This window comes from Sporosarcina sp. FSL K6-5500, assembly GCF_038005665.1.
Taxonomy (GTDB): Bacteria; Bacillota; Bacilli; order Bacillales_A; family Planococcaceae; genus Sporosarcina; species Sporosarcina psychrophila.
The window spans coordinates 3571329-3584736 of record NZ_JBBOTP010000001.1 but is presented as its reverse complement, the minus strand read 5'-3'; the positions used below and the strand labels follow the sequence as shown (position 1 = coordinate 3584736).

General features: G+C 42.3%; 15 protein-coding genes. 2 read left to right on the top strand and 13 right to left on the bottom strand.

Going from position 1 to position 13408, the window contains the following annotated elements:
- Window positions 1-78: 78 nt before the first annotated feature.
- Genes lepA through gpr form a run of 3 tightly spaced genes read right to left on the bottom strand, consistent with a single transcriptional unit; the run spans window position 79 to window position 3881 of the window.
- Window positions 79-1902, bottom strand: coding sequence for a translation elongation factor 4 (gene lepA, locus MKX62_RS17160; RefSeq protein ID WP_067208324.1), 1824 nt, complete (start codon window positions 1900-1902; stop codon window positions 79-81).
- A 55-nt stretch (window positions 1903-1957) separates the two neighbouring features.
- The gene (spoIIP, locus tag MKX62_RS17155) at window positions 1958-2794 is read right to left on the bottom strand and encodes a stage II sporulation protein P (protein WP_338652705.1); all 837 of its coding nucleotides are present in this window, start codon (window positions 2792-2794) and stop codon (window positions 1958-1960) included.
- Between the two features lie 43 nt (window positions 2795-2837).
- Window positions 2838-3881: a GPR endopeptidase gene (gpr, locus tag MKX62_RS17150; protein WP_067208319.1), complete on the bottom strand. Its 1044-nt coding sequence runs from the start codon at window positions 3879-3881 to the stop codon at window positions 2838-2840.
- A gap of 348 nt (window positions 3882-4229) precedes the next feature.
- Here gpr and rpsT point away from each other — a divergent pair, with 348 nt between their 5' ends.
- Window positions 4230-4481 (top strand): 30S ribosomal protein S20, encoded by a 252-nt coding sequence (rpsT, locus tag MKX62_RS17145; protein WP_067208317.1) that lies wholly within the window; start codon window positions 4230-4232, stop codon window positions 4479-4481.
- A gap of 61 nt (window positions 4482-4542) precedes the next feature.
- Here the strand turns inward: rpsT and holA are convergent, their stop codons facing one another.
- On the bottom strand, window positions 4543-5559 hold the full coding sequence (holA, locus tag MKX62_RS17140) for a DNA polymerase III subunit delta (protein ID WP_340741942.1): 1017 nt from the start codon (window positions 5557-5559) through the stop codon (window positions 4543-4545).
- A gap of 374 nt (window positions 5560-5933) precedes the next feature.
- Between holA and MKX62_RS17135 the strand changes: the two genes are divergently transcribed.
- Window positions 5934-6068, top strand: a complete 135-nt coding sequence (locus tag MKX62_RS17135; protein ID WP_082786541.1) for a YqzM family protein — start codon at window positions 5934-5936, stop codon at window positions 6066-6068.
- 54 nt (window positions 6069-6122) lie between these two features.
- Here the strand turns inward: MKX62_RS17135 and MKX62_RS17130 are convergent, their stop codons facing one another.
- The 9 genes from MKX62_RS17130 to aroE form a co-directional block, all read right to left on the bottom strand.
- On the bottom strand, window positions 6123-8393 hold the full coding sequence (locus MKX62_RS17130; RefSeq protein ID WP_340741941.1) for a DNA internalization-related competence protein ComEC/Rec2: 2271 nt from the start codon (window positions 8391-8393) through the stop codon (window positions 6123-6125).
- Window positions 8394-8410: 17 nt separating this feature from the next.
- A complete protein-coding gene (locus tag MKX62_RS17125) occupies window positions 8411-8974 on the bottom strand; it encodes a ComE operon protein 2 (protein ID WP_067208309.1) in 564 nt (187 codons plus the stop codon).
- Between the two features lie 159 nt (window positions 8975-9133).
- Window positions 9134-9805, bottom strand: coding sequence for a helix-hairpin-helix domain-containing protein (locus tag MKX62_RS17120; RefSeq protein ID WP_340741940.1), 672 nt, complete (start codon window positions 9803-9805; stop codon window positions 9134-9136).
- 241 nt (window positions 9806-10046) lie between these two features.
- Window positions 10047-10787: a class I SAM-dependent DNA methyltransferase gene (locus MKX62_RS17115; RefSeq protein ID WP_067208305.1), complete on the bottom strand. Its 741-nt coding sequence runs from the start codon at window positions 10785-10787 to the stop codon at window positions 10047-10049.
- Window positions 10784-11131 (bottom strand): ribosome silencing factor, encoded by a 348-nt coding sequence (rsfS, locus tag MKX62_RS17110; RefSeq protein WP_067208302.1) that lies wholly within the window; start codon window positions 11129-11131, stop codon window positions 10784-10786. Before rsfS ends, MKX62_RS17115 begins: the two co-directional genes overlap by 4 nt.
- 4 nt (window positions 11132-11135) lie before the next feature.
- Window positions 11136-11699: a bis(5'-nucleosyl)-tetraphosphatase (symmetrical) YqeK gene (gene yqeK / locus MKX62_RS17105; protein ID WP_340741939.1), complete on the bottom strand. Its 564-nt coding sequence runs from the start codon at window positions 11697-11699 to the stop codon at window positions 11136-11138.
- Window positions 11665-12258, bottom strand: coding sequence for a nicotinate-nucleotide adenylyltransferase (locus tag MKX62_RS17100; RefSeq protein ID WP_340741938.1), 594 nt, complete (start codon window positions 12256-12258; stop codon window positions 11665-11667). Before MKX62_RS17100 ends, yqeK begins: the two co-directional genes overlap by 35 nt.
- A 15-nt stretch (window positions 12259-12273) precedes the next feature.
- Entirely contained in the window at window positions 12274-12564 is a 291-nt protein-coding gene (gene yhbY, locus MKX62_RS17095) for a ribosome assembly RNA-binding protein YhbY (protein WP_067208293.1), read from the bottom strand.
- Between the two features lie 6 nt (window positions 12565-12570).
- Complete coding sequence (aroE, locus tag MKX62_RS17090; RefSeq protein ID WP_067208290.1) at window positions 12571-13398, bottom strand: shikimate dehydrogenase; 828 nt, start codon at window positions 13396-13398, stop codon at window positions 12571-12573.
- Window positions 13399-13408: the final 10 nt, after the last annotated feature.

The window sequence follows — 13408 nt, the reverse complement described above, 5'->3', positions numbered from 1 at the left end:
TTTCAAAGGATGGCAAGGGGATGGCAAACGACCATTTTCGCAAGTTCTACAAACTCCAAAAGCCTATACCTAAAATGATTAATCCTCGTCCATCTTCAATACAGCCATAAATGCTTCTTGAGGCACTTCAACCGATCCTACTTGTTTCATACGTTTTTTACCTTCTTTTTGTTTATCAAGAAGTTTACGTTTACGGGAGATATCTCCGCCGTAACATTTAGCAAGAACGTTTTTACCCATTGACTTGATTGTTGAACGTGCGACAATCTTTTGTCCGATAGCTGCCTGTACAGGCACTTCAAACTGTTGTCTTGGGATTAGTTTACGTAACTTTTCAACAATCGCTTTTCCGCGATCATATGAGAAGTCTTTGTGGACGATGAAACTGAATGCATCGACGTGCTCGCCGTTTAGGAGAATGTCCATTTTGACGAGTTTCGATTGTTTGTAGCCAATCAGTTCATAGTCAAGTGATGCATACCCTTTCGTACCAGATTTCAATTGGTCAAAGAAGTCATAGACGATTTCTGCAAGTGGCAGTTCATAAATGATATTGACACGTGTTGAATCCAGGTAGTCCATTGTCATGAAGTTCCCCCGTTTATGCTGGCACAGTTCCATAACAGAACCGACATATTCGTTAGGCACCATAATAGATGCTTTTACATATGGTTCTTCAACATAATCGACTTTTTGTGCATCCGGCATCATTGCAGGGTTGTCCACTTTCATTTCAGAACCATCTGTAAGTACGACATTATAAATAACACTCGGTGCTGTTGTGATCAAGTCTACATTGAATTCTCGTTCAATCCGTTCCTGAATAATCTCCATATGCAAGAGACCAAGGAATCCACAACGGTAACCGAAACCAAGTGCTTGTGATGTTTCTGCTTCGAATTCAAGTGCTGAGTCATTCAATTCTAATTTCTCAAGTGCATCACGCAGTTCATTATATTTTGATGTATCAATTGGATATAGTCCACAGAACACCATCGGATTCATCCGGCGATAACCAGCTAGGGGTTCGCTTGCAGGGTTTTTCACGCTTGTAATCGTGTCCCCAACTCGTGTATCTCCAACATTCTTAATCGAAGCTGATAAATAGCCAACGTCTCCGACAGTCAATTCATCTCGAGGTGATATTTTTGGTGTGAAGACACCTGTTTCAAGTACCTCGAAATCTTTACCAGTCGCCATCATGTGAATCTTATCGCCTGGCTTAACCGTACCTTGCATAATTCGAATATTAACAATAACCCCTTTGTATGGGTCATAATGCGAGTCAAAAATAAGCGCTTGGAGCGGAGCATCCGGATCCCCCAGTGGAGCTGGAACCTTTTCTACAATCTGTTCCAAAATATCTACGATTCCGATACCTGCTTTTGCCGATGCAAGGACTGCTTCTGAAGCGTCCAGCCCAATAACATCTTCAATTTCTTTTCTCACACGTTCCGGATCTGCTGCGGGTAAATCAATTTTATTGATAACCGGTAAAATTTCAAGCTCATTATCAATTGCCAAGTAAACGTTTGCCAGTGTTTGTGCTTCAATTCCTTGCGCCGCATCGACAACAAGGATTGCACCTTCACAAGCTGCAAGGCTTCGAGACACTTCGTATGTAAAGTCGACGTGTCCTGGCGTATCGATCAGGTGGAATGTGTATTCCTGCCCGTCTTTAGCTGCATACGTCAACTGCACCGCATTCAATTTGATTGTGATTCCGCGTTCTCTTTCAAGATCCATCGAATCCAACGTTTGTGTCTTCATTTCTCTTGCTGTTAACGTTTGGGTTTGTTCTAGAATACGATCCGCCAATGTTGATTTCCCGTGATCGATATGAGCGATGATGGAAAAGTTCCGGATATTCTTTTGACGTGCTGCTCTCTGTTCATGATTCATAGTCAGTTCACTCCTATTTTAGCTATATGAATTATAGCAGTGAACCGCGCATACTTCAATATTCGGCACGATTAGAATTTTCAATGACAGTTGTAGCCGCCTTCGCTAAGACAGCAATTGTTCGATTTAGTTGATCTTCAGTGTTGCCGATTCCTCCTAGTTCCACGACAAGAAGAGACGGATCAAGGTCCTGATTATACTTTCCATCAACACCTGGCCCGTGCTTCATGACTAGGTTTCGTGTTATCCCCGGTACAAGCAGTTCCATTTCATTCTTCAGTAGCACAGCATTTGCTCGATTACGCTCAAAGTTCGAATGTTCCATGCCTATAACAAATGCCACTTTCGCATATTGTTCATCATTGAACGCAATTGTTGTTATATCCGGACCAGCCGAATCCCTGTGAAGATCGATTATCAAATCATACTTTTTTTCCTGTATTTTCTTCTTGACATGTGGTCGGATTGCATTATAGGCACCGGTATGGGGCACCTCTACAGCTATCATATCCGTTTCAATTCCGTTGAATTGTAGTTGCGTTTTTAATTTCTCACCAAATTTTGTAATGTTTTCAGTTTGGTGGGATACAGTGATTTTTCCTTCTTTCGCCTGTGTCACAGGTTTAAAGGCTTCGTGGTAATGGGTGAAATAGAGTAACGCTTTCCCTTCTGCCTCTGATGCTTGTATTGGCATTAGCTCCGACTCTGGTTCTGGCTCTTTTTCCGTTTCTGTTTCCTCTTCCAAAATATTTGCGGCGTATACCATGTAAGTAGACTCTTTCACGAGATTAGAAGATTTCGCCGACTGTCCCTTCGGAAATGTTGTGATAATCATTGGAAACAGGAAGAGAAATAAGATAAGTGTGCCCCATATTTGCAGTGTTTTTTTCAAATGGCATCCCTCCGTGTTCCAACTATATGCGTTGGAACACGAGTTAATGACTGTTTTTTATAGTCGAAATCCAGTTCGTCAATGAATCGGCAAGTGATTCCGCATAAAGTGAAACCCATGAATCAATCTCTTTCGGAGAGACAAATGTCCGTAATTCATGGTTCGTCAACACTTCTTCAAACAACTGGATACGGTCTTCGTGCGGCCACGTCGCCCAATCACCAAAGATTGGTAGCAGATTAGCTCGGTCAGCATCCTTATTTTCAGTGTGCAGCCACGGCGTAACGGAAAGTCTTGATGAAGGACTGTCCTTCTCCTCTATTTTTGAAGCAATATAACCAAACATGGAATTGATGGCATCCGCTATTAGAACAGGACCGTCAACGACAGTCGGTATTCCGATTGCGATTACAGGTATTCCAAGTACTTCTTTTGAAATCTCTTTACGGCTATTGCCAACACCAGATCCTGGATGGATACCCGTATCCGTCAATTGAATCGTTCGGCAAAGCCTTGAACTATCTCTTGCCGCAAGTGCGTCGATGACGATAAGTAAGTCGGGTTTTATTTCAGTAACCAGAGCTTTTACAAAGTCCGATGTTTCCAAACCCGTTTGAATCGTCACACCAGGCGCATAGACGAATACTTCGCTGCCCTCTTCGGAATAATAGCCAGGCACAATATCTCGCAACCTGTCCATCGTCAGTGGGCCCACAGCATCGGGCGTGATGTCACGATTACCAAGACCTATTAAAAGAATCTTTCCCGTTTTGAGCGTGGTAATATCCACAAGGATTTCATCCAGTTTTTCGATTAACACACGCGACATATCAGCAAGCCCTTCTCGATCATCCGCTGTAAGTGCCGGAACTGTCAGCGTAATATAAGTTCCCTGCTTCTTCCCGATCTTTTCCTCACCTTGCGCATCGACTTTTACAGAAGTCACAATGACCCGACCTAATCTTTTTTCGCCAAACAAAACCCCATCTGATTCTTTCAACTTATTTTTGTCATCCGCCGTTCGGTGACGGACTACTTCTTCACTCTCATCTAGAAGATCCGTTCGATAAAAATCATACTTCTCCATACAATCACCTCACCTTTAAGTTTGTGCGATGTGACTCAGAAATATTCTTTGTTCTTTGATTAATTATCCTGTCTCCAGCAGCTCTATGCTCAGGGCCGACAGAACGCTACGAACTACGCCGCCACTTCTTTAAATTTCTAGTTGCTGGGGGATTAATAAAAATCTCGACTTGTAGATATTTTCTAACATAAGGATTTCACGTCCAGTACTTGATGGGGCTGAACAGATGCTTGCGCATTTGTTCTTGCAATCTGGCGCTTGATTTGATAAAATAATGCTTGTTGTGAAAGAGATATCCGAAACTTCGTGGAAACACTCTTGCCTTACCTGAAATTGGAGGTGAATGAAATGCCAAACATTAAATCTGCAATCAAACGCGTAAAACAAAGCAATGCTGCGAACGAGCAAAACTCGAATACAAAGCACGCGATGCGTACTGCTGTACGTAAAGCTGAAACTGCTCTTGACGCTAAAGACGAAAACGCTACTGGCCTACTAAGAGATGCGATCAAAAAAATGGATACTGCTGCACGTAAAGGCCTTATCCATAAAAATACTGCATCACGTCAAAAAGCACGTCTTACTAAAAAAGCACTTTAATTTTCAACCTAAGAAAGGCCGCCCGATTATCGGACGACCTTTCTTTTTTTATTGTCATTTTCTATTTTCTCAACGGCTCCATAAAGAACAACTCCAGAATTCGTTCTCTTTTCCCACTTGATGATTTCAATTTATAGTCAATTGCCGCGAGCTTACTTATGATCAATAGCAAACGCTCAGAACTTGGCAGACTTCTATTCTCCATCATTAATTTCACACGGTACGGATGAACACTTAACGTTTTTGCAATTTGATGTTGCTGGTATCCTTTTTTCTGAAGTAAACCCACATGGACCATGAGCCTAACTTGACTTGCAATAAGTGAAGTCAACATGATTGGCTCTTCACCGTTACGTAATAAGTCATGGTAGATGGCCACGGTATTCGACACTTTTCCAGAAACGTAGGCATCTGTTAATCGGAAGACATCCATTTCTGGAGTCCGTGGTACGAGCGACTCAATTACTTCTGCCGTAATATCCCCATTACCATTCAAATAGGTAGCCATTTTACCAATTTCAGATGACAAAGCAAGCAGGTCATCCCCCGCCATTTTCACGAGAAATTCTGCTTCAGTTGGTCCAATTCGTGATCCATTCGCCCCCGCTTCCTGCTGAATCCACGTGAACAGATCCTTCCCTTGCAGTCGTTTTGATTCTATGACAGTCGCATGTTCTTTTATTATTTTGGTAATCCGTTTTCGTGCATCCAGTTTTTCATATGGTGCTATAAATACAACCGTTGCCGTTGGTGAAGGATTTGCCAGCCAAGCTTCCAACAGCTCCAAATTATGTGTCACTTTTTCTCTGGTTTTATCTGATGCTTTTAAAAATGATGCGTTTCCAGCTATAATTAATTTTCGGTCTTCAAGGAATGGTAGTGTATCCGCCTCTTCAATGACTGCTTCTACAGGTGTCTCATCCAAATCAAACCGAATGACTGATGCAGCATCAATGTCAGGTAATGCTTTTTTCAGCCGTGTAATTGTGGAGTCGAATAAATGTTGTTCGAGACCAGTCAATAAGTAGACCGGATCGATTTCCCCAGCAGCTATTTTTTTCCATATTGCATTTGCCACATTATTCACCTCTTCCAAATCGATTACGCCTCAGCGCAATTTCGTCCAAATTTTTAATTGCACTTGTGCCCGCAGGACCCGACGATTTTAGTCTGGGTTCCCCTAATCAGCAAGAAACTTGCCCACCATCGATGTATAAGCGTTTTACCATTCATCCCACTGCTTATAAATAGGGGGAACTTCTATATCTGACGCTTCGCTTTCAGTACAAAAAAATTGCTGAATCAAATTAAATACATTCCAATTATACAGTATAGCAAAACGACTGTATGGACAAATTGTGTCATTTCCAGCCGGACATGTTTAAAAAGTTGATTGCTATGGATTTTTACTATGGAATCATCTATACTATAATGGAATCAGGAGGTGTAGCAATGAATGAGTTTGAACATGATGTACAGTCCAAACGTAATGATTTAATCGATTCAGGAATCGGCTTTGTAGTCGCTTTCGTAGCATTCTCAGCTATTTTTGTTATTGCTACTATAATCGACGTAGTCGCTGGCTAATATGTTTGAAAAAAACGGACAACACATCCTATCCAGGGTGTTGTGTTCGTTTTTTTATTTTTTCATACTCGAAACTTCGAAATGATCTTTTTTTACAGTTACAGTAACCGACCCAAATTCAGCGGTTGACATTGTCGGTAACCCTTTCTTTTCAAACGTTGCGACGACCTCAGGATGAGGATGTCCGTATCTGCTGTTTCGCCCTGCCGAAAAGATGGTTAGTTCTGGACGAAGCACGTCGACGAATGGCTCCGTACTCGATGTCCTGCTACCATGATGCCCTGCTTTCAAAATGACGGGACCGAAATCAGAATGCCCGTAGTCGCGAAGAAATTGAGCTTCTCCCTCTTTTTCCATATCTCCTGTCAATAAAAACGAAGGTCCCGATGTTTTCATGAAAAGGACAAGTGAACTTGCATTCCCATCATATTTCCCTTCTTTAGGTGCCACATAATGAAAATCCGAGCTTCCTTTTGTCCAAGAGACTCCTTCTTTCATCGACATCATCGGAATGCGTTTGTCCCCTACAATCTGTATGATTTCTTTCATCGCTACTTCAAATTCACTTCCTGGTGCAATATGAATTTCACCAACTGTCAGCTCTTCTAAAACTTCATCTGCCCCTTCCATATGATCCGCATCGGCGTGAGAAATAATTAGTTTATCAATTTTTGCAATACCTCGGCCTTTCAAATAAGGTACGACGATTTTTCGACCTACTTCAAACTGCTTTGTAGGCGTTTTCCAATTCGGGTCGCCAAATGTAATCGTTCCGCCCGCGTCAATCACATATACCGCTTGCCGATAAGGCAATTCGATAACGATACTGTCCCCTTGTCCGACATCTAAAAATGTAACCTTTAACGAGCTGTCCATGTACGGTATGAAATGAATGACGAGTGCAGGCACGAGCACAATTGGCAACGACTTAAAAACATTGGCCCCTTCTTCACTGCGCATAAAGAACAGCAAGACTCCTGCTACAGCTATAGATATCCAAAGCGCATCCGGTTTTCCTGGAGTCCATAGTTGATAGGGTAAAGAAGATATCCAACTTGTTACTCCTCCTACGATTTCCCTGAAAGGCTCATATACCATGAATAATAGACCAGCAACCTTCGGCAATATCGATGTCATGATTAGTAAAACAATGTTTGCTGGTAAAATGATGAGCGAATACAACGGAACATAAACAAGATTAACAACAAATGATGAAATCGACAGCTCATGAAAATGAAATAGTAATACTGGATACAAAGAAAGTTGGCTGATTGACGTGACGAGAAACGATACACCAAAAGCAGTCTTTGCCTTGGCTAAAATACCGGAAGAATAGACGAGTGAACAAGCTGCCAAGTAAGACAACTGAAAACCTGGCTGAAATAGAACAAATGGTTGATAAAGGATAAAACAAGTTGCACTTATCGCCAGTGCATCATCCAGTCTCACCTTCACCCTCCCTGACGACGCAAGAAGGACGAGTATAGTCACCGATACCGCACGCCAGACAGAAGGTGCCCCTCCAGCCATAACGGCATACAGAGGCAACAGTGCCATAACAAGTGTATCAATTGTTTCTTTCCTTATAGTTGCTCTTAGTAGCAATTCCCGCAACATGAATGTCAGCAGTCCGACGTGCAACCCTGAAATCGCAAAAAGATGTGTAATGCCAAGCGTCCGATAATTTGATGCCAGTTCTTCATCCATCCCGCTTCGATCACCAATAAGCAAAGCTTCAGCTTCCACTTTCAGCGTCTCTGGGAATGTAGCCCCGATATGATTTTTCACTTTCCGCCTCTGTCCAGATAATCGTGTCCTGATACCAGAATTTTTTTCTACCTGAATAATCGTCTCCGATTCAAATATCCCTGATGCTCCATACATTCTCATATACTTCGTCATGTCGAAAGAATAATCATGTGAAGGAATATCCGGTTTGCGAAATGAACCTGACATCGTGAATGTCACGGACGGGATATTCATCTCAAGAAAACGAGTTTTTTGTTGTTCACTGCTAATTGTATAGATGGCGTAAACTGTTTCACCGGTAGATGTTTTAGCAAATCCCTTCATCTTACCACCATCAATTTTCACATTATCGGTCCAAGAGATGCTAAGGGTTGCATCGCCGGATTCTTTGATTATAGGAATCGTCGCTGAAATATAGAAAAAAGAGAAGGTAGCGGTCGCAACCGCGAGGATAGGTGTGAGGAAATCTTCTTTTCTACTCAAGAAGATGGGAAGAAGAAATAAATTACAGAGTAATAGATAAACCGGACCGTATACAGCAAATGCTGATACGGCGACCGGGATTGCTAAATACATGAAACGTACACGTGAAATCATTTGTCGAATAAGCTATCCACCCTTTTTTTATAGGGGGCAAGTTCTTCATTTCCAGCGCCTAGTGCCTGCATTTTTAGAAGCATTTCATTGATAAGTTCTAACTTACTTTCGCTGGAAAAGTCGACTTTCTTTTCATCGAACGGAATATGCTGAACGGAAACATCCGACTGTGTAAATAACTTTAATGCGTATTCGTCGTTTTTATAATCTGTTGCATAGATGACATGCTTAATGCCTGCTTGAATAATTGCTTTCGAACATTGTAGGCATGGGAAGTGCGTCACATACAGCGTTGATCCTGCAACGGGTATGCCATACTTCGAACATTGCAGCAATGCATTCATCTCTGCATGGATTGTCCTCACACAGTGGCTCTCAATGACATAGCAACCATGGTCAATACAGTGGTCTCCCCCTGATATGGAACCGTTGTAGCCGCCTGCAATGATCCGGTTATCTCTGACAATTGATGCTCCGACAGAAAGTCTTGTACATGTACTTCTTACTGCTAATAGATGGCACTGGGCCATAAAAAACTGGTCCCACGTTATTCGCTCCATTGTGAATGCCTCCAATATTTATTTCGTTTAGTATGTTTCCCTACTATATAGGCTATATGAAAGATTCCACTCCATACCGCTTCGGCTACCCCTGGAAGGCGCCTACGCTAAGCTCTTATATGAAATTCAATAGTTCAATTAATATAGAATGTACTCCATTTAATTCACAGTAATCTGAGATTCTAGTTTTTCAAATGTTTTCTGACCGATTCCAGACACTTCCATCAATGATTCCGGTGATTTAAAATCGCCATGATCCGTTCGGTATTGAACAATTGCTGCCGCTTTTGAGGGTCCCACACCTGGGATCGTCATCAATTCTTTTTCATCCGCGGTATTAATATTGACTTTTCCGTCATCTTGGGGCGCACTTGCACCGCTTAATGGAGTGAAAGAAATATCTAGTACTTCTTCTCCAATGATCGGTACATAGACGACGAATTCATCCGCCAGTTTCATAGCATGGTTCAACATTCTAGAGTCAGCGTTTGGTAAATAGCCGCCTGCTGCGTTTATAGCATCTATCAGGCGGTCTCCATCTTGCATCGAATAGACACCGGGGTGCCTAACAGCGCCTTTCACATCGACAACGATGGGAGCTGGAGCAATTTGAATACTACTTACAATTTCTTCTTCAATCTTTTCTTCAATCAATTCAGGGAATGGGTTTTGTTCGCTCATGACAAACGTATTATCGTCAGCCTGTCCTTTGGGGAAGAACAGAAAAGCGGATATGACAGCGATTGCTGCAATTGGGGTTATAATCTTACGCCATTTACCGGATACAAACGAAAGAAACAGTACAGTCACCCTTTCTTCGGCGGCATCCATATGGAGTACATTCAACTATAAATGAATGCCGACCAAAAATCAAATCTGCCTTGGCGTATTTGCGTCCAGATCAAGTAAAGAAGTTAGCCAAAGAACGTCGCATCCTTGCGACAATGGCTAACTGACCTGCATCACGCAGGCCTGACCTTGCTCGATAATTCATCTGAAAATCTGTGACATCCGTCGGAGGCTTAATTTTATTCAGTGAGGGCTAACCCCTCACCGAATAAAATGAAAAGGTTTATTTTCTGACTTGAAAAAATATTCGTTCGCTTTCTTCGTGTGGCGCTTCATCTTCCCAATCTGCAAAAATCCGTTCAATCGAAAAACCTGTGTCCATAAGCATATCTGCATAGTCACTTACTGGAAACGTTCGTTGCGTGTGAACCTCATCAAAACGCCTATACAACCCACTTTCGCTCTTAACGAAAAAAGCCAGTTCAGAATAAACGGAGTGAAGTTCTTCGCCTTCTTCCGTTATCCATATGTATGTTATTCGACCATTATCAAACGTAAAAGGACCTTCCATGAAGATGACATCCGTTTTAAAAGTTGAATGGACATCAAAGATCAATTTTCCACCAACCGCAAGGGCCGAATGGATTTGCCGAAATGTCGACAGCACATCTTCACGATTCGATAAATAGTTTAACGAATCAATGGCGATAACCGCGATATCATAGTCCGCAAACCCCTCTAGCTGTTGCATAGGTTGTTCGATAAATTGCACAGGCAAAGAAAGCGACTGTGCACGCTCTTCTGCCACCACTAACATGTCGGCAGAAAGATCGATCCCAGTCACTTGTGCTCCTTGCTTAGCAAGTTTCATGGATAAAAGGCCTGTTCCACATCCGATATCTAGCACACGTTTACCATCAATCCCCCCTGCCGCTACATCAATAATATCAATGTAGGCGTCATAGGGAATATCGGTCATTAGTTCATCGTAGACAGAAGCGAATTCGGAATAAGCCTGATTCATCTTTCTTCAGCCATGTCCAACATTGGTGCGTCTCCCCAAAGCTTTTCAAGGTTGTAGTAACCGCGTTCATCTTTATGGAATACGTGAACGACAACATCGCCTAAATCAACGAGTACCCATCTTGCCATATCCATTCCTTCGATTCTTTTTGTAATAAATCCAGCTTCAGAAGCTTTGTCAGCTACTTCTTTTGCAATTGCTTGGACTTGGCGTCCTGAATTTGCATGACAGATAATAAATTGGTCCGCGATAAGTGATACCCCTTCCATATTCAGTACAACAATGTCCTCGCCTTTTTTATCGTCGATTGCTTTATAAGCTGTTTCTAGTAATGTAGTAGTCATAATTTCACTGTTCCCTTCTTATTAACTGATTGTAACAGTCTATTGAGTCCGGAAAAACCGGTACTCTTTTATTCACAAGAAACTGCACTGACTGATAAATGCAAGCTTCCATTGCTGTATCAAGGTTTTCTTCAGCTTTTACTCTTAACTCATCCACTCCTGGAAAGCTGCGTCCAGGTTCAATCATATCAGAAACATAGATCAACTTTTCGAGCGGGGACATAGTCGCCCGACCGGTTGTATGATAGCGGATTGCGTTTAGGGTATCCGCGTCACTAATCCCAAATTCATCTCGTGCGATAATCGCCCCAACTGGAGCATGCCACAACTCATGATGAAATGACAAGAGCCGTGAATCTTCGTTTGCTGTGTTTAAAACATGATGCAGGTCAGCCTTGTCCATGAATTTTGCAATATCATGAAATAGCGCCGCTTGCTCAGCTTTAATCACTGGAAGTCGATACTTCTCAGCTAATCTTTTTGCCGTTTCCGTTACCCGTAAAACGTGTTCATAACGTTGTTTCGGCATACGTTTAGCGATTTCTATTTTCAACTGTGCAACTTCCATACAAACCCTCCTCGCGAATAAAAGCTTCCACTGCAGGCGGGATAAGCAATTGGACGGCACCATTCTCAGAAAAGCGTTGTCGAATCAATGTTGAAGACAACTCAATTTGCGGGATATCCACCATAATGATTGGATAATCCGTTGTTCCGTTAGTCCCTGGACGTCCAACACCTATGAAATTGACAAGCGTGACAAGTTCTTCAATCCGGTGCCATTTAGGCAACAAATCAATCATATCACCGCCGATTATAAAGTAAAATTCAATCTCCGGTTCAATTTGTGTCAATTGTCTCATTGTATCAAACGTATAAGAAACACCGCCACGTCCTACTTCAAAAGCAGACACAGTCAAGCCATCAATAGCCATCACAGCAAGTTCCACCATCTGCAAACGCTGTTCAGCAGTCGCATCACCAGGTGCAGTTTTATGCGGTGGAACTGCCGTCGGCATTAATCGAACTTCATCAAGACCGAGAGATTGCTTTACTTCATTCGCAACAATCAGATGACCGATATGAGGCGGGTTAAATGTACCGCCAAGAATGCCAATCTTTTTCATATGGGCTTACCTCACTTATGGAAGTTCGATCCGTTTTTTCTCAACTGATTCTTTATATAAAACAATGATCTTGCCGATAACTTGAACGACTTCAATGCCTACTTGTTCTTCAAGTTTCGCTGCAATTTCATTTTTATCTTGGTCACAGTTTTGTAGAATTGTTACTTTGATTAATTCTTTTGCTTCAAGCGCTTCTTCAATCTGCGTGATGACCGATTCTGTTAAACCACTTTTACCAATATGGACAAGTGGTTGTAGACGATTCGATTCGCCGCGAAGAAAGCTTTTTTGTTTATTAGTTAACATATTTATTTATCCTCCAAGAGTTGTCGTTATTTTGTCAATCATAAATCCTGTTTCAGGGCGGACTTCTGTCCATGTCTCGAACGCAAGCGCTCCTTGATGGACGAACATGCCGACCCCATTCATTGTGCTTGCTCCCCTTTTACGGGCTTCTGCAAGGAATGCCGTTTCAAGTGGGTTATAGATAATATCAGCAACAACAGTTCCTTCAGACATATTTTCCGGGTTTAAAGGCATTCCTTGTTGTGAAAAGTTCATGCCAACGGATGTCGTCTGGACGATTAAACCAAATTCGGCTAAAGATAATTCTGCCTCTGCTACCGATAGAACCGCCGAATCGGATAGTTCAGTTGCTAATTGTACGGCTTTTTCCAGAGTACGGTTCGTGAAAAAGATAGGGCCGTATCCCGCGGAATGAAGTGCAAAAGCGATACCGCGAGCAGCACCGCCTGCTCCGATAACGAGAACTTTTTTATCCTTACACTGATCAGCACAGGCTTCTTCCAAAGACTGGACAAATCCCTTACCGTCCGTATTGTAGCCCACAAGTGTGCCATCCTCGAGTACGTGGACAGTATTTACAGCGTTCATTTGTCGCGCGGAAGAATCCAACTGATTAAGAAACGGGATAATAGCACTTTTATGCGGAACAGTGACGTTAAATCCTGAACAGCCTAAGTTCTTTAAGCCCTCTACTGCTTCCCGGAGTCTGTCTTCAGTTACATGTATTGGGATATAGGCTGCGTCTATACTTTCTTCATCAAACCAAGCTTCGTGCATGCTCGGAGACATTGACTGTTTGATTGGATCTCCGATAACCGCATACCACTTTTTCATAATGAGTCCC

Excerpts from the sequence above, each read along its gene's own strand:
- lepA (WP_067208324.1), bottom strand. The coding sequence starts at position 1,902 with ATGAATCATGAACAGAGAGCAGCACGTCAAAAGAATATCCGGAACTTT.
- gpr (WP_067208319.1), bottom strand. The coding sequence starts at position 3,881 with ATGGAGAAGTATGATTTTTATCGAACGGATCTTCTAGATGAGAGTGAA.
- rpsT (WP_067208317.1), top strand. The coding sequence starts at position 4,230 with ATGCCAAACATTAAATCTGCAATCAAACGCGTAAAACAAAGCAATGCT.
- MKX62_RS17135 (WP_082786541.1), top strand. The coding sequence starts at position 5,934 with ATGAATGAGTTTGAACATGATGTACAGTCCAAACGTAATGATTTAATC.
- MKX62_RS17130 (WP_340741941.1), bottom strand. The coding sequence starts at position 8,393 with ATGTATTTAGCAATCCCGGTCGCCGTATCAGCATTTGCTGTATACGGT.
- MKX62_RS17125 (WP_067208309.1), bottom strand. The coding sequence starts at position 8,974 with ATGGAGCGAATAACGTGGGACCAGTTTTTTATGGCCCAGTGCCATCTA.
- MKX62_RS17120 (WP_340741940.1), bottom strand. The coding sequence starts at position 9,805 with ATGGATGCCGCCGAAGAAAGGGTGACTGTACTGTTTCTTTCGTTTGTA.
- MKX62_RS17115 (WP_067208305.1), bottom strand. The coding sequence starts at position 10,787 with ATGAATCAGGCTTATTCCGAATTCGCTTCTGTCTACGATGAACTAATG.
- rsfS (WP_067208302.1), bottom strand. The coding sequence starts at position 11,131 with ATGACTACTACATTACTAGAAACAGCTTATAAAGCAATCGACGATAAA.
- yqeK (WP_340741939.1), bottom strand. The coding sequence starts at position 11,699 with ATGGAAGTTGCACAGTTGAAAATAGAAATCGCTAAACGTATGCCGAAA.
- MKX62_RS17100 (WP_340741938.1), bottom strand. The coding sequence starts at position 12,258 with ATGAAAAAGATTGGCATTCTTGGCGGTACATTTAACCCGCCTCATATC.
- yhbY (WP_067208293.1), bottom strand. The coding sequence starts at position 12,564 with ATGTTAACTAATAAACAAAAAAGCTTTCTTCGCGGCGAATCGAATCGT.
- aroE (WP_067208290.1), bottom strand. The coding sequence starts at position 13,398 with ATGAAAAAGTGGTATGCGGTTATCGGAGATCCAATCAAACAGTCAATG.